At 70.3% G+C, this 24,894-nt stretch carries 17 protein-coding genes and 2 pseudogenes; 11 read left to right on the top strand and 8 right to left on the bottom strand.

Going from position 1 to position 24,894, the window contains the following annotated elements:
- The first annotated feature begins 244 nt into the window (after positions 1–244).
- Genes BSL84_RS00105 through BSL84_RS00090 form a run of 4 tightly spaced genes read left to right on the top strand, consistent with a single transcriptional unit; the run spans position 245 to position 6,621 of the window.
- Entirely contained in the window at positions 245–658 is a 414-nt protein-coding gene (locus BSL84_RS00105; protein WP_075971905.1) for a hypothetical protein, read from the top strand.
- Positions 658–1,215 (top strand): hypothetical protein, encoded by a 558-nt coding sequence (locus BSL84_RS00100; RefSeq protein WP_075969484.1) that lies wholly within the window; start codon positions 658–660, stop codon positions 1,213–1,215. Before BSL84_RS00105 ends, BSL84_RS00100 begins: the two co-directional genes overlap by 1 nt.
- Positions 1,215–5,870: a putative T7SS-secreted protein gene (locus tag BSL84_RS37395; RefSeq protein ID WP_075969483.1), complete on the top strand. Its 4,656-nt coding sequence runs from the start codon at positions 1,215–1,217 to the stop codon at positions 5,868–5,870. The genes BSL84_RS00100 and BSL84_RS37395 overlap by 1 nt, the downstream gene beginning before the upstream one ends.
- Positions 5,863–6,621 carry a hypothetical protein gene (locus BSL84_RS00090; RefSeq protein WP_075969482.1) on the top strand — a complete coding sequence of 253 codons (759 nt, stop codon included), beginning with the start codon at positions 5,863–5,865 and terminating at the stop codon, positions 6,619–6,621. Before BSL84_RS37395 ends, BSL84_RS00090 begins: the two co-directional genes overlap by 8 nt.
- 177 nt (positions 6,622–6,798) lie before the next feature.
- Here the strand turns inward: BSL84_RS00090 and BSL84_RS37710 are convergent.
- Positions 6,799–6,983 (bottom strand): annotated as a pseudogene (locus BSL84_RS37710) (IS630 family transposase); the annotation flags it as partial.
- Between the two features lie 196 nt (positions 6,984–7,179).
- Between BSL84_RS37710 and BSL84_RS00075 the strand changes: the two are divergent.
- Entirely contained in the window at positions 7,180–7,473 is a 294-nt protein-coding gene (locus BSL84_RS00075) for a hypothetical protein (protein ID WP_075969480.1), read from the top strand.
- A 307-nt stretch (positions 7,474–7,780) separates the two neighbouring features.
- On the opposite strand, the pseudogene BSL84_RS00065 reads toward BSL84_RS00075, so the two are convergent.
- A pseudogene (locus BSL84_RS00065) lies at positions 7,781–8,675 on the bottom strand (IS982 family transposase).
- A gap of 112 nt (positions 8,676–8,787) precedes the next feature.
- Here BSL84_RS00065 and BSL84_RS00060 point away from each other — a divergent pair.
- Positions 8,788–9,402, top strand: a complete 615-nt coding sequence (locus tag BSL84_RS00060; RefSeq protein ID WP_075969478.1) for a hypothetical protein — start codon at positions 8,788–8,790, stop codon at positions 9,400–9,402.
- A gap of 54 nt (positions 9,403–9,456) precedes the next feature.
- On the opposite strand, the gene BSL84_RS00055 is transcribed toward BSL84_RS00060, so the two are convergent.
- On the bottom strand, positions 9,457–11,946 hold the full coding sequence (locus BSL84_RS00055; protein WP_267894062.1) for a serine/threonine-protein kinase: 2,490 nt from the start codon (positions 11,944–11,946) through the stop codon (positions 9,457–9,459).
- A 138-nt stretch (positions 11,947–12,084) separates the two neighbouring features.
- Here BSL84_RS00055 and BSL84_RS00050 point away from each other — a divergent pair, with 138 nt between their 5' ends.
- The 3 genes from BSL84_RS00050 to BSL84_RS00040 all read left to right on the top strand — a co-directional run bounded on the left by BSL84_RS00050 (position 12,085) and on the right by BSL84_RS00040 (position 13,167).
- Positions 12,085–12,405: a hypothetical protein gene (locus tag BSL84_RS00050; protein WP_075969476.1), complete on the top strand. Its 321-nt coding sequence runs from the start codon at positions 12,085–12,087 to the stop codon at positions 12,403–12,405.
- A gap of 5 nt (positions 12,406–12,410) precedes the next feature.
- Positions 12,411–12,722 carry a hypothetical protein gene (locus BSL84_RS00045; RefSeq protein ID WP_157879710.1) on the top strand — a complete coding sequence of 104 codons (312 nt, stop codon included), beginning with the start codon at positions 12,411–12,413 and terminating at the stop codon, positions 12,720–12,722.
- Between the two features lie 178 nt (positions 12,723–12,900).
- Positions 12,901–13,167 (top strand): hypothetical protein, encoded by a 267-nt coding sequence (locus BSL84_RS00040; RefSeq protein ID WP_075969474.1) that lies wholly within the window; start codon positions 12,901–12,903, stop codon positions 13,165–13,167.
- A 360-nt stretch (positions 13,168–13,527) separates the two neighbouring features.
- Here BSL84_RS00040 and BSL84_RS00035 read toward each other — a convergent pair whose 3' ends face one another.
- The 4 genes from BSL84_RS00035 to BSL84_RS00020 all read right to left on the bottom strand — a co-directional run bounded on the left by BSL84_RS00035 (position 13,528) and on the right by BSL84_RS00020 (position 19,012).
- A complete protein-coding gene (locus BSL84_RS00035; protein ID WP_075971904.1) occupies positions 13,528–14,496 on the bottom strand; it encodes a TniB family NTP-binding protein in 969 nt (322 codons plus the stop codon).
- An 83-nt stretch (positions 14,497–14,579) separates the two neighbouring features.
- A complete protein-coding gene (locus BSL84_RS00030) occupies positions 14,580–16,697 on the bottom strand; it encodes a Mu transposase C-terminal domain-containing protein (protein ID WP_075969473.1) in 2,118 nt (705 codons plus the stop codon).
- Positions 16,694–17,452: a TnsA-like heteromeric transposase endonuclease subunit gene (locus tag BSL84_RS00025; protein ID WP_075969472.1), complete on the bottom strand. Its 759-nt coding sequence runs from the start codon at positions 17,450–17,452 to the stop codon at positions 16,694–16,696. The genes BSL84_RS00030 and BSL84_RS00025 overlap by 4 nt, the downstream gene beginning before the upstream one ends.
- 159 nt (positions 17,453–17,611) lie before the next feature.
- Positions 17,612–19,012 (bottom strand): TniQ family protein, encoded by a 1,401-nt coding sequence (locus BSL84_RS00020; protein ID WP_075969471.1) that lies wholly within the window; start codon positions 19,010–19,012, stop codon positions 17,612–17,614.
- A gap of 744 nt (positions 19,013–19,756) precedes the next feature.
- Here BSL84_RS00020 and BSL84_RS00015 point away from each other — a divergent pair.
- Positions 19,757–20,602, top strand: coding sequence for a DUF6414 family protein (locus BSL84_RS00015; protein ID WP_159393481.1), 846 nt, complete (start codon positions 19,757–19,759; stop codon positions 20,600–20,602).
- Positions 20,603–20,854: 252 nt separating this feature from the next.
- Positions 20,855–22,237, top strand: coding sequence for a hypothetical protein (locus tag BSL84_RS00010; RefSeq protein ID WP_159393480.1), 1,383 nt, complete (start codon positions 20,855–20,857; stop codon positions 22,235–22,237).
- A gap of 62 nt (positions 22,238–22,299) precedes the next feature.
- Here the strand turns inward: BSL84_RS00010 and BSL84_RS00005 are convergent, their stop codons facing one another.
- Entirely contained in the window at positions 22,300–24,825 is a 2,526-nt protein-coding gene (locus BSL84_RS00005) for a DEAD/DEAH box helicase (RefSeq protein WP_075969468.1), read from the bottom strand.
- Positions 24,826–24,894 lie beyond the last annotated feature (69 nt).

Raw genomic sequence — 24,894 nt, 5'->3', positions numbered from 1 at the left:
TTCGGCGGGCACAGAGCCAAGGCATCGACCTTCCACTTGGCCTGCGTTAATCGCCGCTAGTAACGATCACCACGCCCCGTTACCACCGGAAGTGAGCCAGAGCCGCTTTCGTGATACTTCCCCCGGCGTCGAACGGACGATCGGACAGAGGAGGGGCCGATGCTCGGTGGGGGCTGACCGATTGGGTAGCGTGTGCGAACTGGGGGCTGTCGAGTCGGGCGCCCTCGGAGAACGGGGGCACTTCATGGGACTGGCCGAGGAGATATCCGCCGTGCGCAGCGTATCGGGGCATTCGGGCCGCTTGCTGGGGGAATTTCGCCGCGCCGCACTGCTGGTGCCGCTGTCGGAGGGTGATGGCGGCGGGCTGATGTCGGGGTGGCAGGGCGGTGTGCGCTGGATTTACGCGTTCACGGACGAGGAGGCTCTGGCCCGTTTCGCGGTGGCGCGCGGTGCTGATGCTGGTGCGCGTGAGTGGGAGTACCTCTCGATCCTGGGGGCCCGTCTCGTCGACGCGGTGATCCCTACGGTCGAGGGTCCGACCGGTGTGGCCGTCGATGTCGCTGATGAAGACGGTTCGATGCTGTTCCCGCCGGTCGTGGGCATCGTTCCGGACGCGTATGCCGTGGATGCAGGGCCCGACCGTGCGGAAGCCGTCTGATGGCCGGCGATGCGGACCTTGAGGTTTCGCCGGCTGCGGTCAAGAACATCCAGGACGGTCTGCGCAGGGCCGTCGCCGAGCTGCGCGAGTCCGGGGATGCGGCCGGCGCCTCGATGGGCGCCGGTTTCAGTGATCTGTCGATGACGGGGATGGAGGCCGGACACGCGGGTCTGGCCACCGACTTCGAGGACTTCTGTGAGCGCTGGGAGTGGGGCGTGCGCAGTCTGGTGCAGAACGCGAGCGCTCTGGCCGGGAACCTGGGGATCGCGGCGGGCACGGTGTGGGAGGAAGAGCACTACATGCAGGGGGCGTTCAAGGTGGTCGCCAATGCCGCGTACGGCAATCCGCATGCGAGTGAGGACGAGATCGAGCAGAAGAGCTGGGACGACATCTGGCGTGCGGATGTCTACAAGCCGGACTACAGCGATGAGTCCTTCGAGAAGAGCGACGCGGACATCAAGCAGACCTGGTCGGACACGGGCGACAAGCTGACTTCCAGCGGGAAGATCGGATCGCTGAAGGATCTGCTGGACCAGGCCGGCGGGGGCGGTAACTGATGGGCTGGAGGGACTTCGTACCGGACTCGGCGGAAGACTGGGTCGAGGACCGGGCCGAGGACCTCGGCGACGCGGTCGAGTGGGGCGGTGACAAGGTCGCCGGCGCGGCAGAGAAGGTGGGCCTGGACGAGGCGGGCGACTGGGTCCGTGACAAGAGCCGATCGGCCGCCAACCAGCTCGGCTCGGACGTCTCCGAGCTGGAGCTCGGACAGACCGAGGACCCGAACAAGCTGGTCTACGGCAGCGTGTCGAAGATCCGCGCGCAGGTCTCGCACCTCAGTGACTTCGAGCTCTCGTTCACACTCGTTGGCAACGGCCTGAAGGCCCTGGAAGGCGACGGCCTGAAGGGCGCGTCGGCGAACGCGTTCCGGGACGCGATAGCCAAGGAGCCGCCGCGCTGGTTCAAGGCGGCCGAGGCCTTCGGCAAGGCCGCCGACGCGATCAACCGGTTCGCGGACACCGTGGAGTGGGCACAGGGCCAGGCCAAGGAGGCCCTGGAGGAGTACAACAGGGCCAAGAAGGTCTCTCAGGACGCGCGCACCGCCTACAACAAGTCGATCATCGACTACAAGGCGGCGGTGAAGGCCGAGAAGGACACGCTGCCGCCGCGGCCGGCCGACGACTTCACCGACCCCGCCGATCCGCTGTTCAAGGCGGCCGACGACAAGCTCCAGACCGCGCGCACCCAGCGCAACGAGGTCGCGGAGACGGCCCGTACGGCGGTCCGCGCGGCCCGCGACGCCGCCCCGCCCAAGCCCTCGTACGCCGAACAGCTCAAAGACGGCATGGACTACCTGGAGATCGCGGAAACCCACCTGGCCGGGGGCGTCCTCAAGGGAACGGCGGGCCTCGCCAACTTCGTCCGGGCAGTCACCCCGTTCGACCCGTACAACCTCACCCACCCCGCCGAGTACCGGACCAACCTCAACTCGACGGTCGCCGGCCTGCTCGTGGCGGTCAACGACCCCATAGGCACGGGCAAGCAGATGCTCGACGACTTCATGAAGGACCCCACCGAAGGCGTCGGCAAATTCCTCCCGGAACTCGCCGGCACCAAGGGCCTCGGCGCCGGGAAGAAGGCCGGCACGGCCGCGAAGCACCTGGACGACCTGGACGGCCCGGGCGGCAAGGAGACGGACGGCCCGGGCCGCAAGGAGACGGACGGGAAAGGACCGCACCACGGCGAGCGGCCCGACCCGGACAAGGCCAGTGAGGGCACCGACCCCGTCGACCTCGCCACCGGCCGGATGTACCTCCCGCAGACGGACGTGGTCCTGCCCGGCACGTTCCCGTTCGCGTTCACGCGCCGTGCGGAGTCCGGCTACCGGGCGGGCCGCTGGTTCGGCCCCACCTGGTCCTCCACGATCGACCAGCACTTGGAGATCGACGCCAAGGGCGTCGTCCTGGTCTCCGAGGACGGCCTCCTCGTCGGCTATCCGCATCCCGCGCCCGGTGTGCCCGTACTGCCGGTGTCGGCCTCGGCCCCGCGCCACCCGCTGGCACGCACCCCTGACGGCGACTGGACGCTGACGGACCCGCTGACGGGTGCCGTCCGCCGCTTCGTCCCGCCGGCCGACGGCGCCGAGAACGGCATCGCGCCGATCGCCCAGTTCGAGGATCCGAACGGCAACCACGTCGTCTTCGAGTACGACGAGCACGGCACGCCGCTGGGGCTCACCCACTCGGGCGGCTACCGGCTGCACTTCGAGACCGAAGGCGGCCGGATTACGGCCCTGCACCTGTCCGGCGGCGGCCGCGTCCTCGCGTACGGCTACACCGACGGGAACCTGACCGAGGTCACCAACTCCTCCGGTCTGCCTCTGCGGTTCGCCTACGACGACCGCGCCCGCATCACCTCCTGGACGGATACGAACGAGCGCCGCTATGAGTACGCCTACGACGACCTCGACCGGTGTGTCGCCGAGGCCGGCGAGGCGGGCCACATCGCCCTCACCTTCCGCTACGACGACGTGGACCCGCAGACCCGCCACCGGGTGACGCGTGTGACCACCGCCGCAGGTCATACCCGCCAGTACCTGATCGACGACCGGTACCGGGTGGTGGCCGAGACCGACCCGCTCGGCGCGGTCACCCGGTACCAGTACGACAGCGGCGGCCGGCGGACCGCGCTCACCGATCCGCTCGGCCACACCACCCGCAGCACCTTCGACGACACGGGCCGCATGGTCTCCTACGTCCGGCCCGACGGCAGGGAGGCCCGCGCCGAGTACAACGACCTCGGCCGGCCGGTCAAGGTCGTCGCCGTGGACGGATCGGTCGTCCACCAGACCTACGACGAGCGCGGAAACCGCACCGCGGTCAGCCGCCCCGACGGGACGGTCACCCACTTCGGCTACGACGAGAGCGGCCACCTCACCACCGTCACCGACCCCCGCGGGGCGGTCACGCGGATCCGCACCGACCGGGCCGGGCTGCCGCTCGCCGTCACCGACCGGCTCGGCGCCACCACCACGTACGAGCGGGACGCCTTCGGGCGGGTCACGGCGGTCACCGACCCCCTGGGAGCGGTCACCCGCATGGAATGGACGGTGGAGGGCAAGCCGCTGCACCGGACGGACCCGGACGGCCGGCGCCGCTCGTGGACGTATGACGGCGAGGGGAACTGCCTGACCCGTACGGACGGCCCCGACGGCGGCGGGGTGCACTTCGAGTACACCCACTTCGACCTGCTCGCCGCCCGGACCGACGCGGACGGCACGCGCCACGCATACACATACGACGCCGAGCTGCGGCTGACCGGGGTCCGCAACCCGCAGGGCATGACCTGGGAGTACACCTACGACCCGGCGGGCCGGCTCATCCGGGAGACCGACTTCGACGGCCGTGTGCTCGACTACGCCTACGACCCGGCGGGCCGGCTCGTCACCCGCACCGACGCCCTCGGGCAGCGGATCACGTACGAGCGCGACGCCTTGGGGCGCACCGTCCGCAAGGACGCGGGCGGCACGGTGACGACGTACGAGTACGACGTCTTCGACCGGCTCGCCGTCGCGGTGTGCGGGGACAGCGTGCTGACCCGGCTGCGGGACCGGGCGGGCCGCATCCTCCAGGAGACGGTCGACGGCCGCACCCTCACCTACACCTACGACGCCATGGGGCGCCGCACCGGCCGAACCACCCCCACGGGCGCCGTCGCCGCCTGGGCGTACGACGCCGCAGGCCGCTACGACGCCCTGACCACGTCCGGCCGCCGGATCGGCTTCACGCACGACGCGGCGGGCCAGGAGCTCAGCCGTACCTACGGCGACGCCGTCGCCCTCGACCAGGCGTGGGACGAGACCGGCCGGCTGGTGGAGCAGCGGCTCACGGGCGCAGGACAGGGGGTGGTGCAGCGCCGCGGCTACACCTACCGGTCCGACGGGGTCCTGACCGGCGTCGACGATCTGTTGGCCGGCCCGCGCAGCTTCGACCTCGACCCGCGCGGCCGGGTGACGGCGGTGCACGCCGGTAACTGGACCGAGCGCTACGCCTACGACGACGTGGGCAACCAGACCTCCGCGTACTGGCCCGGCGCCCATCCCGGAGGCGGGGAAGCCACCGGACCGCGCACCTACGAGGGCACCCGGCTGATCGGCGCGGGCCGGGTCCGCCACGAGTACGACGTCCTCGGCCGGGTCGTGCTCCGCCAGAAGGCCCGGCTCTCGCGCAAGCCCGACACCTGGCGCTACGAGTGGGACGCCGAGGACCGAATTACGGCCGTCACCACCCCGGACGGGACGCGCTGGCGGTACACGTACGACCCGCTGGGACGGCGGACGGCGAAGGAACGGATGACGCCCGACGGCCTGGAGGTGGCCGAGCGCACGGTCTTCACCTGGGACGGCACCGTGCTGTGCGAGCAGCGGACCGCCGCCGCGGCGCAGGAGGCCGGCGGGATCGCCGTGACCTGGGACCACCGCGGCCTGCAGCCGCTCGCGCAGACGGAGCGGATCCTGGGCGCCAGCCAGGAGGTGGTGGACGAGCGGTTCTACGCCATCGTCACCGACCTGGTGGGCGCACCCGCCGAACTCGTCGACGAGCGCGGCGGACTGGCCTGGCGCAGCCGCTCCACACTGTGGGGATCCACGGCCTGGAACCGGGACGCCACGGCCTACACGCCGCTGCGCTTCCCCGGCCAGTACTTTGACGCCGAATCAGGCCTGCACCACAACTACTTCCGCACGTACGACCCCGAGACCGCCCGCTACCTGAGCCCGGACCCGCTGGGCCTGGCGGCGGCCCCCAACCCGGTGGCGTACGTCGCCAACCCCCACGGGTGGTGCGACCCCTTCGGGCTGGCCCCGTACTCGGACAGCACCCGGGCGGCGCAGGGCGTCGACCACCAGCTCAACGAGGCGGAGAGCGGCAAGGACAACCACTACCTGCAGGGCATCGGGAAAGACGAGGTGAAACTGGAGAAGTACCTGCGGGGCCATCTGCAATCGCCGGCCAACTACGTCGACAGCGACACGGGGGCGCGGATCATCATCGACAAGACCCTGGACCCGTCCAGGCCGGTGGCCATCATCCGCCAGGACCATATGATCCACGCGTACCACATCGAGCCGGAGGACCTCTCCAACTACATCACTCCGCGGGACGGCAAGGACACCGCGAAGTGGCGGACCCCGAAGGGGGACGAAGTGAATGAGTAGCCGCAGCGGTATCCCCCGCGATCCTGCACCCGGCTGGCCGGGCTACCACGCCGAGCCGTCCTACGACCCCGGCCAGAGCCGGGTCTTCCCGGCCCCGCTGCCGGCGGAGCTGCGGGCGCTCGGCAACGACGTCCGGGCGGCCGACTGGCCGGTGCGGCTCGCCTTCCGCAACTCCCGGACCGAGCTGCTCGACACGCTCTGCCGCTGGCAGACCCTGCGCGCGCTGGCGTACGTGCACCTGCTGGCCGCCCGCACGGGGGACGAGCGGCTGCCGGCCGACCTGAGGGTGGTTCCCGACCCGGAGGCGGTCGGCGAGCCGGGCCTGCCCGCGCTGCTGGCGAGGCTGGAGCATGCCGCCGCCGGCCTCCCGGCGGACCTGCTGGACGCGGTCGTCTGCGACAGCGGCGGGCTGCTCGCCGACAATCGGTTCGCGGCATCGGTGCTGGCCGCCGGGCTCACCGCCGATTCCCGGCCGGGGGACCCGGACAAGGCGGTCTCCCGCGCCGTGGTGCTCACCAGCTACTGGTACGAGGTCCCCGGGCTGCGCGGCGCGCTGGCCCTGGCGTGGAGCGCGAACCTGTTTGTCCGCTCCTGGCTGGGGTGGTCCCAGCGGTTCGTGTACGGCGACCCGGCGGGAGGCCTCGGCATCACCTCCGACCCCCGCCCGCCCCGCCCGGCGGCGTCCGCCCTCCCGAAGTGGGCGGAGCCCCTGCTGGACCGCATCGAGCAGGGTCCGGGGGCAGCCTCGTGACCTGGGCCGACTTCGTCGTGACCTCCCGGTACTCGTCGGCGACCGCTAGAAGTTCTTCGGCCGTCCGCCCGGGAGCGTCTCGCCACCACGGCGCCACGAGGCACAGCCGCACCAGCTCCGGCAGCCCGAGTGCGAGTGGGCCAGGCTCGTCGTGTACGGCGCGAAGGGCTTGTCGTTAAGATGCCGGCAGATCAACGTCTGGACCCGAGGCAGGGTCCAGCGTTCGTCTTCATAGCTGTGCCGTGCGCCGACGGGCCCTTGCCGAGTTCCTCCTCGAGCACGGCGAACTGTTCGTCGGTGATGGTCGGGGCGTTCGCCGGACCCGCTGACCGCAAGCCCTCCATGCCGTCCTCGCGCCAGGCGACCGGACAGGATTGGCAACCCCGCATGAACGCTGCCGATCAAGCTAGGGTCCGGGTAGCCCGTGCCGATATGGCGTGCTCGGGTGAGCCCGGGGCCCAGAGCGCTCTGGGGGCAGCAGTACCCCCGGGCCGCCCCCACCCCTACTGCCGCCCGTGTTGCTGGTGTCCGGCGTGACCCGGCGGCGTTGGGCAGGGCATGGAGATGGTGGAGCGGTTGCCGTTCGGGATGCGGACCGCGGTCGAGGCGACGTACGTCCGGTGCGCCCTGTGCGGCGCGTTCGGTGAGCTGGTCCTGGACAGCGGACGGCTGGACGAGGCGCTGGCCCGCGCCCGAGATCACGTCCGCGAGACGCATCCGGGCGCGGACATCCCCGAGGCGCTCCGGCTCGTGCCCGATGTCGCCTTCCCGCCGGACGGCTGCCGCGACGTTGTCGAGTGGGTCGAGCAGTACAACGCCCGGAACACGCTGCCGGTCCCTGGCCCGCGATAGCTGCGCCGGCTGGCGCCGCCGTCGGCCGCTCAGGCGGCTGGAGCGGGCGTGTGCTGTGGGATTCCGTGGGGCGGGGCCCCGCCGGTGCTGTTGCCGGGAAGAGGTGGGTGGCCGGGCCCTTGTTCCGGGAGCCGCGGCGGGTGCTGTACGGCTCCCTGGTGGGCGTCTGTCCGGCCGTGGACGAGGTAAACCGGGGCCGCGCTGCGGGCGCAGACGGGATGGGCTCAGGTGTGGACGCGGCTGTTGGTGCCGTCGTGGTGGTCGGCGTTTTCGTCGTCGAACTAGACGAGTAAGTCCGAAGTGTTGGTCAGTGGTCGTAGGCGACGAGTGATCGGGTGATGGATGTTCCGTTGGCCCGGTTGTGCCAGATGGCTGCGGTCAGGGCCAGGATGCGTTGTCCGACGCGGGCCAGGACCCCAGATGGGGTTCTGGCTCCGTGACGTTCGAGGTCGAGTTGGCCTTTGAGGGTGTCGTTCACCGACTCGATGAGCTGCCGGATCGGTTTGAGCAGGTGCTCGCCCGGCCGTGGCTTGCGGTTGCGGTAGCTGGGCCGCAGCAGGGTCAGGCCGTGGTCGGCCATGAAGGCGTCCAGGTGCTTGGAGACGTAGCCCTTGTCGCCGACGATGGTCTGCCCGGGGTGGGTGGCCAGCAGGTCGATGTCCTGGGTGAGCATGCCGGCGAGGACTTCACGCTCGTCCGTTGTCGGGTTGGCCAGCGCCCAGGCAATGGGCAGGCCGCCGGGTGTGCAGAGCAGGTGCAGACGCAAGCCCCAGAAGAACCGTGAGTGCGAGGCGCAGTAGCCGTAACCGGCCCAGCCCGCCAGTTGCGAGCGTTTGACCGTCGGCCGTGAGCGGGCGCACTCCACGGGGGTGGAGTCCACGATCCATACGTCGTCGTGCCACAGGTCGGTGTCGCGGGCCAGAGTGCGGATGAACCGGCTGATCAGCGTGTTGGCGGCCCGCAGGCGCTTGTTGTAGCCGGACTGCTCGGGCAGGTAGGGGAAAGTCGGCGCTCAGGTGGCGGCGGGCGAACCGAAGCCAGCGGGTCTCGGAGGCGAAGCCGAGGACGGCCTGCATGACCGCGAGCGTCAACAGCTCGGCATCCGTCAGCCTCGGCGGACGGCCCCATCGCCGCGTTCCTGCCAGAGAGTCATCAATCCTCACGTACAGTGCAGTCGCGAGGGTTTCGAGATCTGTCGTCACAAACGGATCAACGAGACCCTCGCTTCATGCGCCCGAAGACTTCGGACTTACTCGTCTAGAGCATGGCTCCCGGCCGTCCACCTGCTGCCCCGCCCAGGCCGCCGGGACGGACTTGCATCCGGAGTTCGACCGGGCCGACGTCGTCAACTGGCTGCTCGCCCACGACAAGATCACCCTTCCCGCCGGTGCGGGGCAGGCGTCGCTGCTGGTGCGCGGCGAGAGGGGCGCTACAGGCAGGTTCCGGCTGGATGCCCCGTGGCTGGGCCTCGCCGACGACATCGAGGGCACCGACCGGCTGTCGGGCTGGGTCGCCGACGACGCGGACGCCGACGCGCTGGCCGCCCTCGCGGCGGGCCCGGTCGGGGCCACCCTGACACGGCTCACCGCACCGGGCGCGGGTCCCCTCGCGGTGCTCGGGGACGTCCGGGTGACCGACCGGCTTTGGTCCGGATCTGGGGGCCTGCGAATCACGCTGGAATGGCCGGCCCGCCTGCGCGGCACCACCGCGCACACCGGTAACGGTGGTGTGGTCGCCACGGCGTCCCGCAGACCAGGACCGGCGAGGACTGCGTGTGCACCCGCCACGACTGCGGCGGCCTGGACCCAGTCCTGTGGTGCGACGAACACGGCGGCGAGGCGCCCCCCAGTGCTGGACTGGCACGCGGGCGGCGGCCTGCGCTGCGCACAGCTCGGGCGAGGAAGCGTGGCAAGCGTGACAAGCGCGTAGGGGCTCGTCGGCTGAGGGTGGTCCCGGCGCAGCCTCGGATGCGCCGGGGGCCGGTCAGGCCCGGATTTCACCGTCAGGGTTGCCGGCGGCGCGTTGGTACCAGGTTTCTGCCTCGGCCGCCCGCCCTGTGTTCTGCAGCAGCCGTGCGAGGTTGTTCATGGCAGGGGCGTTTCCGGCTTCGGCGGCGCGCCGGTACCAGGTTTCTGCTTCGGCCGTGCGCCCGGTGCCCTGCAGCACCACTCCGAGGTTGTTCATGGCTTCGGTGTTTCCGGCGTCGGCGGCGCGCTGGTACCAGGGTTCCGCCTCGGTCTCGCGGCCAGTGGTCTGCAGCAGCACCCCGAGGTTGTTCATGGCCTTGATCTGTCCGGCGTCGGTGGCTTTTCGGTACCAGGTTTCTGCCTCGTTGGTGCGGCCGGTGTTCTCCAGCAGCAGTCCGAGGTTGGTCATGGCGCCGGTGTTCCCGGCGTCGGTGGCTTTTCGGTACCAGGTTTCTGCCTCGTTGGTGCGGCCGGCGTCCTCCAGCACCATGCCGAGGTTGTTCATTGCGTTGGTGTTTCCGGCGTCGACGGCGCGCTGGTACCAGGGTTCCGCCTCGGTCTCGCGGCCAGTGTTCTCCAGCAGGAGTGCGAGGTTGTTCATTGCGTTGGTGTTTCCGGCGTCGACGGCGCGCCGGTACCAGGGTTCCGCCTCGGTCTCGCGGCCAGTGTTATGCAGCAGCAGTGCGAGATTGTTCATAGCGTTGGTGTGTCCGGCTTCGGCGGCGCGCTGGAACCAGGGTTGCGCCTCGGTCTCGCGGCCAGTGTTATGCAGCAGCGCTCCGAGGTCGTTCATGGCGTCGGTGTTTCCGGCGTCGATGGCTTTCCGGTACCAGGTTTCTGCTTCGTCGGTGCGGCCGGTGTTGGCCAGCAGCACTCCGAGGCCGTGCATGGCGTCGGTGTTTCCGGCGTCGGTGGCTTTGCGGTACCAGGTTTCTGCCTCGTTGGTGCGGCCGGTGCCGGCCAGCACCACTCCGAGGTTGGCCGTAGCGTTCATCTGTCCGGCGTCGGCGGCCTTCCGGTACCAGGTTTCCGCCTCGTCGGTGCGGCCGGAGTAGGCCAGCACCACTCCGAGGTTGGTCATGGCGTCGGTGTGCCCGGTGTCGGCGGCTTTCCGGTACCAGGTTTCTGCCTCGTCGGTGCGGCCGGTGCCGGCCAGCACCACTCCGAGGCTGTACATGGCGTCGGTGTCTCCGGTGTCGGCGGCTTTCCGGTACCAGGTTTCTGCCTCGTCGGTGCGGCCGGTGTTCTCCAGCAGCAGTCCGAGGTTGTTCATGGCGTCGGTGTTTCCGGCGTCGGCGGCTTTCCGGTACCAGGTTTCCGCCTCGTCGGTGCGGCCGGTGTTCTCCAGCAGCACGCCGAGGTTGTTCCTGGCGTCGATCTGTCCGGCGTCGGCGGCTTTTCGGTACCAGGTTTCTGCTTCGTTGGTGCGGCCGGTGTTCTCCAGCAGCACGCCGAGGTTGTTCATGGCGTCGATCTGTCCGGCGTCGGCGGCCTTCCGGTACCAGGTTTCTGCCTCGTCGATGCGGTCAGCCTCTTGCAGCAGCCACGCGAGGCTGTACATGGCGTCGGAGTCTCCGGCTTCGGCGTCCCGTTGGAGGAGCTGCTCGTCGGTTTCCGACGCCTCCGCTGCCGGCACGGGGGTGGGCCCGGGTGCGAGGTGGGCGGTGCGCAGGCGTGCGGCGACGTCTTTGGCGGTGGGGGGACGGCCGGCGGGGTCTTTGGCAATAAGGGAGGTGATGAGGTTGTCGATGTCGGGCGGGATTGCGGGCTGGCGGGTGCTGGGCGGTTCGGGAGTGGTGGACAGATGCATGGCGATGATGGCGTACGCGGAGTCCGCGGTGAACAGGGGGCGCCCGGTGAGGAGCTCGTAGAGGCTGGCACCCAGGGCATACAGGTCGGCCGAGTGCGTCGGTGTCTGGCCTCTGAGCTGCTCGGGAGCCATGTAGTGAGGGCTGCCGAGCAGCGCTCCGGTCATGGTCAGGCCGATCGTGCCGTCCTGGACCTGGGCGATCCCGAAGTCGCAGATCTTTACGGTGCCGTCGTCGAGCAGCATGAGGTTGGCCGGCTTGATGTCGCGGTGGACGATGTTTTGCGTGTGGGCGGCGGCCAGCCCGTCGCACACCTGGGCGCCGTACTCCACCACCTGCTCCAGCGGGAGCCCGCCGGGGTGGTCCTCGCGCAGGACCGTCGCGAGATCACGACCTTCCAGGAACTCCATGACGAGGAACGGAGAGACTTCCACCTGCCCGTCGGCGCTCGTCTCCCGGTGCTCGCCCAGGTCGTGGACGACGGCGATGTTGCGGTGGTTCAGCCGGGCGGCTGCTTCGCCCTCACGGCGGAAACGGGCCAGGACCTGGGCAGCGAGCCGTTCGTCACGCAGATGGGAGATGAGTACCGTCTTGACCGCGACGGTACGGCGCAGCCTCAGATCGGACGCCGCCCATACCTCGCCCATGCCGCCGTGCCCCAACCGGCTCTCGAGCCGGTAGCGGCCCGCTAGCTCCATCCCCCTATACATGCAGGTCAACGTATGCGACTCGCCCGCGATACGACAAGAATCCTCCGAACCTGGGCGGGGTTTTCCGGCCGCATCCGCCGGCCCGCTGCCAGGAGTACGAGCACCGCCGCGACACCGAGACCCCGCATGCAGCAGCTCGGCGAACATCACGGCACCGACACCGTCGCCCAGCACCTGAACCGCCTCACCACCGCCACCTCCTGGCAGGAAGCCACCGGCAGCGCCCTGGTCGGCCGCCTCGTCGACGCCACCCTCACCTCCCTGACCACCCCGCCCGGCGCACCGGCCCCCTCCCGGCCCCGGGTGTCCGCGGCCGCCGCCCGCTCCCGCTCCACCACCACCCCCACTGCCGCCGCGGCCCCCGGCCGGCCGGCCCCGGCGGAGGCCGCGGTCCCCACCCACCGGCAGCAGGCCGCACCCGTCAGGGGCGCGGGGCGTAGGCGGTGATGGTGATGACGGGCAGGCAGCGCCGGGCCGGTGGCAGCGCGCTGGCGGGTCTCGTGCTGGCCACGGCCGGCTGGTGGGCGCAGTGGTCCGGGTACGAGGTCGTGGGCACGGCCCTGACCCTGCTGGCCGGGACCGTGGTGCTGGCAGGTGCGTGGCGCTCGGGCGTCCTGCACCTCCCGCAGCACGAGGCCGGCCGCCAGGCAACGCAGCAGCAGCGGGCGCGGGACTCTGGCTGCAGATGCTCGGAGGGCTCCTCCTCATGCGCACCCTGCTCCGTGCTCTACGGGCCCCTCCACTTGCTGGCAACGCTGCTGTGAGCGCCGCCCGCGCCGCGCACGCGTTCCGGCTGTGGGTCTTCCGGGCCATGGCTCGTCCCTGCTCCATCACGCCCGCCGCTGCGGTCCCCGGTCAGCCGGCCCCGGCCGAGGCCTCGGTCCCGGCCCACCGGCCGCGCCTGCCAGGGGCGCGGGAGTTCGGTCACGGGAGGGGACGAACATGAGGTTCTTCTCCGTGAAGGGCCGGGAGTACGTTGCCCTCACAGTGCTCGGGAGCGACGACTTCGACGCTCTGGAAGTGGTGGAGATGACTGCTGCCGGGCGTGGCGCCCTCTTGTTGGAGTTCCGGATGGACGAGGAGACGGCCACGCTGGTGCACCTTGGCGCGGAGGTGGGTATTCCGCTGCTCAGGGCCTCCCTGGAGATCTTCCGCACGGACTTTCTAGAGCCGAGGCGCGCGGCGGGGTTGCCGCTGCGGCCCTGGTAGCCGAGCCTGGTCTGCGCCTTGGGTTTCGGTTGCCGGAGGGAGGGTGTGGTCGCGGTGTGACGACGGCCTGAGGCTGATGCCGGGGCGGACTGGCCGGCCATGCTCCGGTAGCGCTAGCGCGAGGAGTAACGCTCGGTGGGGGGTTTGTTGGTGTGTCGGGTCGTTGGTGGCCTGGGGTGTTGTGGGTTCGTTGAGAGGTGGATTTGGCGGTTCGGCGGGGTGGCTGGGGTGTGTGAGCTGGGGTTATGTGTTTCGTGTTGAGGGCGGCAGGGTTCGTTGTAAGTAGTTCTGGCGTGTAAAGGCCCGGTTGGTGTTTGTGCTGGTCAGGGCTGTTCTGCCTGTCTGTTTGGTAGGTGGGGTTTATCGGCGTCGGTGGGGGCGGTGGTGGGTTTCGGCGAGGTGGTCGAGTCGTACCGCGTCGAGGGCGGTTTTGGTGATGCGTTCGGTGCCGTCGCAGATGGCGGTGATGGCGGCTTGGCGGATGAGTCGGGTGAGGGATCCGATGCGGCCGGCGGTGCGCTGGTGGAGGTAGGGGGCGTGGGCCGGGAGGGTGCCGGCTTTGTGCTGCTGGAGGTCGAGGTTGTTTTCGATGTCGGTGATGGCGTCGCGGAAGGGTTGGCGGGTGCCGTGGCGGGCGGGGAGGGGGCCGCAGTCGACGAGGGTGGCGCGTCCGGCGAGTTGAGCGCCCCGTGTCCCGCTGAAGAGGGGTGTGTCGGTGACGTTGATGCCGGCGTAGACGAACGTCGCGGGGAGGCGTTCGCTGAGGTCTTTGAGCAGGTCGGCGGTTTGGGCGCCGGTGGTGGTGCGGGGGTTGAGGCGGTGGATCTCGTCGATCATCACCAGCTGGACGCCGGCTTGGGTGTAGGTGTGGCAGACGGCATCGGTGATCTGGGTCTGGGTCATACGCGCGGTGACGGGGATGCCGAGGTAGCGGGCGAACTCGGTGACGAGGGTTTTCGCGGTCGCGCCGGGCGGGACCAGGACATACGCGACGGGTACCGCGGTGTGGGCTGATCCGGGTGGTGCGGGGTTTTTGCGGGTGTGGGCGAGGTGGCAGGTGCGGCCGACGTTGAGGAGGGCGGTGGTTTTCCCGGCTGCGGCGGGTCCGGTGACGATCAGTGAGGGCCGTGCGGTGTTCTGCTGGTGGCGGCCGAGGATCATCAGGGTGCGGACCTGGGTGGTCAGGGTGTGGATGGCGGGGGTGCGGATGGTGACGAAGCTGGAGTGGTAGGCGAGGCGTTCCTCTGTACTGCGGGGCGGATCGCCGGGCTGGGGCGGTGCGACGGGGTCGGTGGTGGCGAAGCGCTGCCAGCCTTGCCAGGTGGTCAGCGGCCAGGATGGCTCGGCCGCACCACTGCCGCTGGTGCCGACTGGTGTGCGGCTCAGGTTCGGCGTCGTGGGGTGGGGGGTGTTCACCACTTGTCGGCTTCCTCGTGCGCGTTGTAGAGCCCGAGTCCGGTGGCCGGGGCGGGGCTGACGTCGTCGGGCAGGTCGTCGAGGCCGTCGAGGTCGTCGAGGTCGTCGATGGTGTCGTCGTCCCGCTGTTCCGGGCTGTCGGCGGGTGCTTCGGTGCCGTGGGCCCCATTGCGGGCTGTGGGGAGTGGGACGTGAGCGGTGCGGGCCAGGAGGGTTTGTTCGGTCTTGGTGGCGTGGCCGCTGTGGACGCGGCGCATGAGCTGGTCGAGGGCGTCGGCGAGGCGGGCTTCGTGCTGCTCGGCGTCACCGTGGTTGCAGTCAGTGGCCTGGGTGCGGATGTGCTGCCAGGTGTGTTCGTCGAACGGCCGGTGGACGTGGTCGCGGTGGATCCACGGAATCTCGGTGAGTTCGCCGTCGGGGAGCCGGATCCAGATCTGGCGGACGTCGTGGGGGTTGTAGTGGATCTCCCATTTCCCGCCGCGGCCGGCGACGGGGGAGGCCTGGCCGCGGTGCGGGGCGAGGAGATCTGCGTCGTAGGTGCGGTGGCGGATGGTGATGCCGGCGGGGGTGATGGCCTGCCAGCGCACGGGCAGCAGTTCGAGGTAGTCGCGCCCGGTCAACGGGACGGGCACGTATCCGGCGACGGCGACGAGCGCGCCCCACATCTCATTCGGGGTGAGCGCCTTCCTGGGCATCATCGGGTGGCGCAGCCCTTCATGGGGCCGGTGGTGGTAGTGCACCAGCCACTCATCAAGCAGGTCCTGCAGCTGGGCGACGCTGAAGCAGGCGTCTTTCTCGGCCTCGGGGCCACGGCGGGTGACGTCGGATCCGGTGTAGCCGGGCAGGTGCTGGCAGAACAGGGCGTTGATAGAGCCGAAGGTGCGCTCGACGATGCCCTTCGCGGTGGGGGCGCGGGGCGGGGCGGGCTGGACGCTGATGCCGAGGGTCTCGCAGGCGGCGGTGAACGCGGCGGAGACGAAGACCTTGCCCCGGTCGACGACGATCGTCTCCGGCAGGACGACCGGCCGGGCCGCCGCGCCGGCCAGGCGCTCATCCAGCGTGGCCAGCTGCTGGTAGGGGAGCGCGCGGGCGTGGTCCATGCGCAGGATGTCCGGCCAGGTCGGTCTGGCCGGGTGCGGGACGGCCATCTCCGCCAGCAGCAGGGCCGCGTCCACGGACTTGGTCGCGCTGGGGCACAGCACGGCGGCGAGGATGGCGCGGGTGGCGACGTCGACGGCGATGGTGAGCTCGGGGCGGGCGAGGCGCCCGTCGTCGAAGAGGGCCAGGACATCCAGGCGGGTGGTGTCGATCTGGACCTGCTCGCCGGGCCGCAGCGCGGTGGCGGGGGTGAAGGCCCGCCCCTCGACGCTCGCGGGCACCTGCCGCACCGGGCCACTGGGCAGTTCACCGGGGCGGGCGAGGGAGGTGACGAGCCGGTACAGCGTGGCCTGGGACGGCACGGGCACCGCACCGGGGCCGTGCCGGTCCTGAAGGATCTGGTGGATCAGCGGGAACAGGCCGTTGATGGTGCCCCTGGAACGCCCGCGCCGGCGGCGCAGCGCCTCACGCACGGCTGCGACGACCCGTTCGTCGGAGCGCCCGGTAGAGCTGGAGGCGCGGGTGGTGCGGTGGTCGAGCAACCCCCACAGTCCCTGCTTGCGGTAGGCCAGGCGCATGCGCTGCACCGTGGTACGTGACACCCGCCCGAAACCGAGGGCGGTCAGTTCCTCGGCCTTGGCCTGCTCCCGTTCGGCCAGCGTGTGTCGTGCGGGGTCGTACTGCTCCCGCACCACTCCACCGCTGCCGGGCCCGTCGGCAAGGCCGCACTCGACTTCCCGGACATGCCGCTGCCAGGCCAGGGCCTTCTCCCGCGCCGCGGCGGGCGCGGTCTCGAACAGCCCCCACTGCGGGGCCGCCTGCGGCACCTCCGCCCCGATGACACTGAAGCCGGGATCGGCGAACAGGTACCCGGCAAGCACCGCCTCACCGCCGCCGTCCGGGCCGACGAGGTGAACCATCTGTCCGGACAGAGCGACCACCTGCCACTTCACACCGCGGAAACGGACATGCGCCCCGACCGCCACGGCCGGCCGGGCAGTGCGCCGCGCGCTCACCCGGCACCTCCCGTCCGGCCCAGACCGTTCCAGTCCCTGGGGCCGACGGGGACGCACTCGTGCAGCGGCGCCTCCAGGTCCGTCGTGAGCTGCCCGTGCCACAGGGCGTGGAAGACGACGGGAAGGACCTCGATCGGGTCACCGACAGCTTCGGCTCCCTCGATCAGCGGCCGCGGTCGCGCGAACGCTTCCACAGCCGCGGGCGTCAGGCCCGGGCGGCCGGCGTTGCGGGGATGGCGATAGCCGGCCAGCCACTTCAGATTGGAGGCCGGCACATCGTCGAGCGGTGAAAGGCGCCGGTAGGCCCAGCCGATGTCCCCGCACGCCCTGGCCACCGCGTGCGCGGCGCCCAGGGCACGTTCGCCACCGGCGTCGGGGTGGCTGGGGCAGTCGGCCAGCAGGCCCGTGCCGTCGCGGTAGCGGGCGAACAGCTGCGGCACCCAGGAACGCACCCGTCCCCGTTCGTCGCGCCACAGCAGCCGTACCGGCCGCCCGGCGAGCCCGGTCACGCGTGGGTCGCGGTCCAGGGCCATCAGTTGGGTGCGCATTGCGTTCGACCCCGCGGCCACGTGCCGTCCGGTGGTCGCCGACCACCACAGTCCCGGCCCCCAACGCCGCCCCGGCACCACCGGGAACGCCGACACCGGCGGCAACTCCTCGAACGCCACCGTCATGGCTGCATCCGCCCACCGCTGCTGCACCGACTGCCCCACCGGGTCGAGGAACACCGCCTCGAACCCGCTCCCACTGTCCACGACCGCTCGCCCTGCCCGGTCCCCGGGCCGTGCCCCACCTGTGCTGATCACCCGCGTCAGCCAAGCCGTACCCGCCGACAGACGCCGCTGTTTTCAGGATTCCTTCCACAAACGAGTGCAGTATCAGCTAACAGCCGACAAAGCCGTCGTGCTTCGTCCTCAACTGCCGTCTTCCTGCCTGCCCGCCGTCAGCATGCTCCTGAGCTCCTCGACAGGCATGTTCACCCACCGTGCCACCTCCTCCAGCGGCACCCCGCCGTTCACCGCCGCCACCGCGCTCCGCTTCCAGGCCGCCTCGATCAGACCGGCACTATGACCGAGACCGCGCAGCAGCTGCTCCGCGACCTCGGCAGTCGGCCCGCTCTGCACGCCGCGCAGCTGGGCGAGCTGCTCCTCGGCACCGTCGATGAGACTGCCGATCCGCGCCCGCTCCTCGGGCGGCACGACCGTCCGCCACATCGTCCCCGAGCCCGGCGCCCGTTTCTCCTTGCCGAGCACCCGCAACTGTCCGGCCATGGTCGCCGGCTGATGTTCCTGGCGCACCCACCACGGATCGTCCGCGTACCCGGTCGGCCCGCCGGCTGCGGTGCGGCGCCGGCGGATGACGCTGCCCATCCAGGAGATCAGCGGACCTCCATGATCCGTCGCCGCCAACGGCCCCAGCCACACGCGCCCGACCCGCTCCCCGAGCCGACGACAGAACATCCCGTCGGCTGGCAGCACCCGCGGCCGCCCCGCACCACTGTCCACCCACACCAGCTCAGCCATACCCGGACTCAACAACGCCTCGGCAACCACCACCACCTCAGGGAAGACGACCGGATCCCGCCCCACGATCCGCCACCATTCCAGATCACCTCCGGCGTCACCACCAGCGACCTGATGCAGCCGCCGCGGCCAGATCGTCTCCCGCTCCCAGGCATACGCCTGCTCCCACCAACGACCCACCACCGCATACGCCAGCGCGAACACCCTCTCCGGCCCGACCCCGCCCCGCACCGCCCGCCGCGCCACCCCGGCCCACCGCCGCTGCGCCGCAGCCACTTCCGGCAGCTGCCGTACGTCCAGGTACTCAAGAGGCTGGTCGGCGTCCGCATCGAAGAGCCACCGTCCGTGCCGTACACACACCCGATCCCACCGCGGGACGTACCGCACGACGCGCACGGCCGTCCCCGCACGCCCGGCGGCGCACAGTCGGCAGCCGAAGGCCACCGGCCCGGCGACTGTGCCGGCGATCCGCCACGCCGCCATCGGCACTCCGGTCGCCTCGGCCGATAGCTTGGCGTCCTCCTGTGCCCACGACGGCAACGCCCGCGCCAGTACCTCCTCCTCGACGCCGCACAGGCCTGCCAGGAGTTGCCGCCCGGCTGAGTTCAGCACCACCTCGGCATCGGCCCGAAAGGCCCCGCCCGCGTGCTTGGGCTGGTGGTTGCGCCAGTGCCAGCCGGACCGCAATGCCTTCGCCTCCAGCCCGTAGCGGCTTGCGATGCGGCAGATCAGCGACGAGGTCGTTTCTCCCTGCAGGGGAGCGGTCCGCACAAGACCGGGGTGATGGTTCACTCCACCACGGTCTCGTGTCCGCAGCCCGGGCGGGCACTTTCGCAACGGACGCCCAACCGATCAAGGATCCGCGCGGGACGGCTGCGCACCGACAGGACTTGGCAGCAGGCCAGGGGGCACCGCCCTGGTCGGCCGCCTCGTGGACGCGACCCTCACTTCCCTGGCCACCCTACCCGGCACACCGGCCGCCTCCCGGCCCCGGTCTCCCCGGCTGCTGACCGCTCTCGCTCCTCCTCCCCGCGGTGCCGGCGCATCGGCCCCGGCTGCGGTTCCGCCCACCGAAGGCAGCCCGCCCCGGGCAAGACAGCAGGGCACGGCCGGTAGACGCCCGGCGCTGCACTACCGGAGCGGGAAGCCGACACGGCCGGCCGCGCTGGGGGAGGGGGTGTGGGCGGTGGCAGGCCGCGCGGTGGTGGTGGGGGTCTCTGCTGTGTGGTGTCTGGTGTGCGGCACACCTCTGGCACTTTCGACACATGGTCGCTGTCTCGTCGAGGTTTTCCCGCCGTGCGGGACGAGGGGGACGGGCCGGTCTGAATTCTTCCCGGGAACACGACCGCGTCGGGCGGATCGTCCTCTGCGTCGCCGGCCTTCCAGACCGCGAGTCTCCCCGACTCGGTCCGGCGGCCTGGTCAGGGTCTACTACCCGCACCCTGCGACCCCAGGCGTGCTGGCCCCGTCCGCCGCCGCGGTCCCCGCCCACCTTGGCGAACTGGAATGTCAGAGGTCGCTGAGACACTCCTGGGCATGGCGCTGCGGTCACCGATCTACCTCGACACCGAAACTCTCCTGTCTCAGGCGGAGTACTACGACATCGACGTCCCTCGACAAGCGGAGATCACTGAGAAGACCGTTCAGAAGCGGACTGGTGGCGGCAAGGCCGGCATGGGCGGGTTCGCGCTGGAAGGGTCCAAGGGAACCGACGTCGAGTTCCAGTCCACTTACACGCTCGCCCCGAAGCAGAAGGCCACCTTCAGCAAGGTCATCGACGCGCTGATCAACGAGGCCGGAGCAGTCAAGGTCGACCCGGACAGCGAGACACCCCTCTGCAGGGACGACCTGGTGCAGATCGAGGGCACAACGCGGATCACTGCAGCCAGTCTGGCCGGGAAGATGTTCTACATCCTTCGACGGCTCATGGACAACGTCGCGGTAGACCTGGACAGTCTCCGCGATCTCGATGTCAACAATCTGCCGCTCGCCGAGCAGTTCCAGCAGGTGTACCTCCGAAACGAGCTCCTCCCCATCCCCATCCTGCTGGAGCTCACCGGATCGAACCTGCCGCAGAAGGTCTACATCAACGTGCCACCGGATCATTTCCTGGGCGAGGCGTCAGCGAACCGTATCGAGGGCGAACTGCGCGTCCTGGGCAGCATCAGCAGGCTGATCCCAGGCGGCAGCGATGGGTACCTCAGCGCTGAGCAGTGGCTTCTCCACGACTGGGAACACATGATGCGGCGCTTCCTGATGACCCAGGTGGACGACCAGGTGCGAGAACTGGTCAGTCACTTCAATCTGGACCTCCCCGCCGAGGACGTTCACGCCCACATCGCCGGCCCAGCCATCATCGTCGACGCGATCGGGATCTACTGATTCGTGGAACGCCCCCGGTCTTCGGTACCGCCCGGCGAGGTTTCTGTGGATTCGTGGGGTGAGCGCGGTTGGGTGTGGGTAGGGTCGGGGCAGCCGGGTCCGGGTCTTCGTTCGTAGCGGGGGCACCAGCTGGCTCCTCGAGTCTTCTTTCACCGTCCGGGGACGCGCTCGTACCGTGTCCACCAGCGGGCTTCCTGCCGCGTGCGCGTGCTGCTTCGTCCGGCGCGCGCTCTCTTCCTTTGGAGTCCCGCGATGTCTTCATCGCTGCCCGTGGCCCGGGCGATCGATTTCCTGTGTGAGCACACGTCCAGCAAGAGCCGGGTGATGGCCCTGCTGGCTCACGACAACGGCCCCAGTTCCCTGACCGCCGTTCTGACCTGCAAGGACCCAGACCAGGCCTTCGAAGCGGTGGGCATTCTGCGCCGAGTCCTGGCCCGGCGGGATGCCACTGCCGTCGACGACGAACTGAAGGCCCTCACGGCCGAGATGCCGGACGCCCCGGCCGGCTCGCTGCGCCAGGCCGTCGTCCACGCCGCGTCCGGCACCTGGCAGGCACAACCCGGCACCCTGTTCGTGGTACCCAACCCGGATCCGTCCGAAGATGAAACAGTCTCCGACGTACCGTCCGGCCCGGTGGGGCACCCGCGGCTGAAAGACCTGCCGGGAAAGGTCGTGCGGATCGCGCACCTGTACGAGTTCCACGTCACCGACGAGAACGCTCTCCTACGGGCTGCTATCGACCGTGGCTGGGAGCCGCTGCCGGCCTCCGAACGCGGCGACGACGATCCACGCGACCTGATCGGGGCGGTGATGACCCTCACCGAGGATCCGGATGTCGCCGGAACCCAGACCCTGGAAGAACAGAGCTCCGCGGAGCTCCTGAGCGTCGAAGACGGGGACGAGCTGGCTGACTGGAGCGCGGCACCGATCGTCACCCGATTCACTCACGGCTGGCGCCTGCGAAGCAGGCGGACACGCTCCGCAGCCGAAGACGAGACACCCAACTTCGCAGCGCTCTTCCCCACTCGGCACTGCCCGTGCAAGGGCGAAGACGAGGACTGCGAGGACTGCGTATGGCAGCTCACGCCCCGTACCGCCGACCTGCTCCACACCGCACTGGTCGTCCTTGCAGACCAGGCCTACGACGACGCGCAGCATCTGGGGGACCAGTTCCTTGCAGACGCTGACTCCTCCACCTGGGGGGTCTTCGACCGCATGCCCCCGCTCACATGGACAGCCGACCACCGCTGGCGTCGTCGCATGGCGCGTGCTTTCGACGACCTGGCCGCCGACCTTGCCAGGGGGAACTGGCCCAACCCCAACTGCACGGCGGAGGAGATGGCACTGCACCTGGCCATCGAAGACGCCCCGACCTACCTCGAAGACCGCCCTGCAGAGGACGACCACAACGCTCTCCCGGAACACGAGGACGACTACGGCTGGGACAGCTGCTCCGACCTGATGTTCCAGGACCACGATGTCCTGATGCTCTTCCACTCCAAGTTCACCGGCATCGAGGACCCCGACCACCCCGCGAACCAGTTCCTGGGTGTGGGCGACCTTCGAGAGGCTGCCTGGTTCGACCCGTTCGACAACCGCGGCATCCGGGACCCCCGGCGAGGCTTCCGGCGATAGACCTCAGCTCCTCGCACTGGTCTGCTGGGGGCCAGTGCGAGGAACTCCTCCCCCGACGGTGCCTACCGCGCCCAGTCGACGCCGAGTTCGGCGAGCGCTGCGAGTTGCGCCGGGTTGAGTCGGTCACGGCGGGCCTTCTGGTTCCCGATCCAGATGCCCACACGGTGAGGACCGTCCGCGAGCTCCTCGACGGCGCCGCGTCCCGGCATCCCGCCCTCCCGCGCCACGTACTGCGCGAGGGCCTGCAGGCCCTTCTGGAAGGCGTCTCCGCCCGCCCGCGGCCCGGACGCCGCAGCCGTCTTCACCGTCGTCTTGCGAGCCCGTGAGGCCTTCTTCACGCCGAGCGCGGCGAGCCGGCGCTGCTGCTCGGTGTTGAGCCGCCCCCAGTTCCTGCGCTGCGTGGCGAGCCAGCGTCCGACGTCGTCCCCGTGCCGGGTCACCCCGGGCACGACCGCGGTCAGGCGGGCGCCTTCGGCGAGGAGCTGCGTCAGGTAGGCGTAGTGCCGCTGCCAGTCCACCGTCCACCCCAGCACGGCCGGGTTCCAGTCCGGATCGACCGCAGCCAACGCCGCCGCCCGCCGCTCCGCGCGAACCGGGTCCTTCCCGAGCCCGCCGGGCCGACGCACGTTCGTCAACCACTGACCGATCGCGACGTCCATGATCGCTGCGCCGCGTGGTGCGGCGAGGCTCCCGTGAAGGTCGTAGTAGGCCCGCGCCGCACCGAGGTTGGCCTCGAAGCCGGCGTCGGCGGTGTCCCACACGACCCCCAGCCCCTCCAGCTCGGCCGCCCGCTCCCCGGTCATGGTCCCGGCCCGGTACGCCCGCCGCTGGTCCGACAGCCACCTGCCGAGCGGGAACGCCCCCGCCTCCTCCACGTGCTCGTACGGGACGTCCAGGTCCCCTTCGCGCTGCCGGTACCGGTAGGCGGCCTCGGCGCCCCGACGCCAGTCCTGCCGCTCGGTGTTGATCACCTGGTAGCTGATCCACTTCGCGATCAGCGCCGGGTCCCGCGGCGTCGCGAACTTCAGCAGCAGCCGCGACTCCTCCTCACCCTCTTCCGGCTCCTGCCCGACCGGCCGGGACGGGTCCACGACCCTTTTCTGATTCGCCTGAGGAATAGCAAGCATTTCCACAGCTTTTTCATCATGCGCCCGCAATCCCGCCAAAACCCGCACCAAAGGCCTATAGGAATTCGACGAAAGCATGTCCTCAGGCTTTTCACCTTCCCGCAGAAACACGGGAACGATCAGGGTGGCCATCTTCCCCTCACCGGGCTTCTGCCGCAATGCCCGCCCGATCGCCTGGACGATATCGACGGCCGACCCCTTCGGATCGATCAGAGCCACGCTGTCCGTCGCCCGAATATCAACACCCTCGCCCAGGACCCGGCAATTCGAGAGCACGGCGCGCCCGGCCCTGCGCCCGAAGTCCGCGAGCACGGACTGCCGGTGGGAGCCCTCGTGTTCCCCGCACAGCCACCCGGCCCACACCCGCTCCGGGTGCCGCCCGGGGTCGACGGCGTGCAGCCGCGCGGCGACCCGCTCCAGTCCTACGGCGAAGGCCTCCGCCTCCATGGTTCGGTGGTGGAACGTGATGGTGGTCTGCAGCCCGTGCTCGGCCATCGTCTCCAGCAGTGCGGTCTGCGTCGCCGCGAGCCGCTGCCCCCGCAGCTGCTCCTCGTACCGCTCTTCGCTATTCAGCCGCTGCGGAGTAACGACAGGGTCGGTGAGTTCCGCCACCACAATCTGATACTTCGCCAAAAGCCCCCGGGAAATAGCCGAAGCAAGCGAGAGTTCATAAACAACAGGCCCGAACACCGCCGGATCGTCCATCGAGCACGCGAGATCCTTCGGCAGCCGGTCCCACCGCGGCCGCGCCACCCACACCCGCCCCTCCGCCTCGGCCTCCTCACGCGCCCGCCGCTCCTCCTCCGCAGCCCGCCGGCGCGCCTCCTCCTGCTCCCGCTCCTGCGCCCGGGAACCCGGCGCCCGCTCCATCCAGATCCGGGGTGTCGCGGTCATGTAGAGCCGACGCATCGCGGGGATCACCTCCTGGCGGTGGACGTCCGCCCACGCCTTCCCCGCCGACCCCGACGTACGGTGCGCCTCGTCGACAATCACCAGGTCGAAGACGTCCATCGGCAGCCCGTACGCGCCCTCATGCGCCTCGGCGATGACCGGCAGCGACGCGTACGTGGCGTACACCGTGACGGGGCCGCGCCCGTGCCACAGCCCGAGCTGGGGCGCCGACGTCGTCGTCCGGACGTCGAGCTGCCACAGCTGCGGATCGTCCTCCAGCGAGCACACCGCGACCGCCGGCCCGGTGTGCCCGGCGAGCCGCCACTCCCGCACCGTCTGCGTCAGCAGATCGAGCGTCGGCAGGAGCACTAGGACCCGCCCGTGCCGCGCCAGCCGCAGCGCCGCCGCCGCGGCGATAAAGGTCTTCCCGGTTCCACACGCGGAAACGACTGTAGCCCTCAGCCCCGCCTCCGGAATCCGCTTTCCCGGCGGGATATCCAGCCCCCGGACAATGGCCTCCACCGCCTCCTCCTGGTGAGGACGCAGCACGATGTCACCGGACTTCTGCATTCGGCACTCCACGGAACTCGAAGCGGCGTGGAGGCCCGCCAGGGAAGGGGTGGCGATGTTCTCGGGATC

Source organism: Streptomyces sp. TN58, from assembly GCF_001941845.1.
In the GTDB taxonomy this organism is placed as follows: Bacteria; Actinomycetota; Actinomycetes; order Streptomycetales; family Streptomycetaceae; genus Streptomyces.
This window is presented reverse-complemented; position numbering and strand designations above follow the sequence as displayed.

Bases quoted from the DNA above. Each gene is read 5' to 3' on its own strand.
- BSL84_RS00105 (WP_075971905.1), top strand. From the start codon at position 245: ATGGGACTGGCCGAGGAGATATCCGCCGTGCGCAGCGTATCGGGGCAT.
- BSL84_RS00100 (WP_075969484.1), top strand. From the start codon at position 658: ATGGCCGGCGATGCGGACCTTGAGGTTTCGCCGGCTGCGGTCAAGAAC.
- BSL84_RS37395 (WP_075969483.1), top strand. From the start codon at position 1,215: ATGGGCTGGAGGGACTTCGTACCGGACTCGGCGGAAGACTGGGTCGAG.
- BSL84_RS00090 (WP_075969482.1), top strand. From the start codon at position 5,863: ATGAGTAGCCGCAGCGGTATCCCCCGCGATCCTGCACCCGGCTGGCCG.
- BSL84_RS00075 (WP_075969480.1), top strand. From the start codon at position 7,180: ATGGAGATGGTGGAGCGGTTGCCGTTCGGGATGCGGACCGCGGTCGAG.
- BSL84_RS00055 (WP_267894062.1), bottom strand. From the start codon at position 11,946: ATGGAGCTAGCGGGCCGCTACCGGCTCGAGAGCCGGTTGGGGCACGGC.
- BSL84_RS00050 (WP_075969476.1), top strand. From the start codon at position 12,085: ATGCAGCAGCTCGGCGAACATCACGGCACCGACACCGTCGCCCAGCAC.
- BSL84_RS00045 (WP_157879710.1), top strand. From the start codon at position 12,411: ATGACGGGCAGGCAGCGCCGGGCCGGTGGCAGCGCGCTGGCGGGTCTC.
- BSL84_RS00040 (WP_075969474.1), top strand. From the start codon at position 12,901: ATGAGGTTCTTCTCCGTGAAGGGCCGGGAGTACGTTGCCCTCACAGTG.
- BSL84_RS00015 (WP_159393481.1), top strand. From the start codon at position 19,757: ATGGCGCTGCGGTCACCGATCTACCTCGACACCGAAACTCTCCTGTCT.
- BSL84_RS00010 (WP_159393480.1), top strand. From the start codon at position 20,855: ATGTCTTCATCGCTGCCCGTGGCCCGGGCGATCGATTTCCTGTGTGAG.
- BSL84_RS00005 (WP_075969468.1), bottom strand. From the start codon at position 24,825: ATGCAGAAGTCCGGTGACATCGTGCTGCGTCCTCACCAGGAGGAGGCG.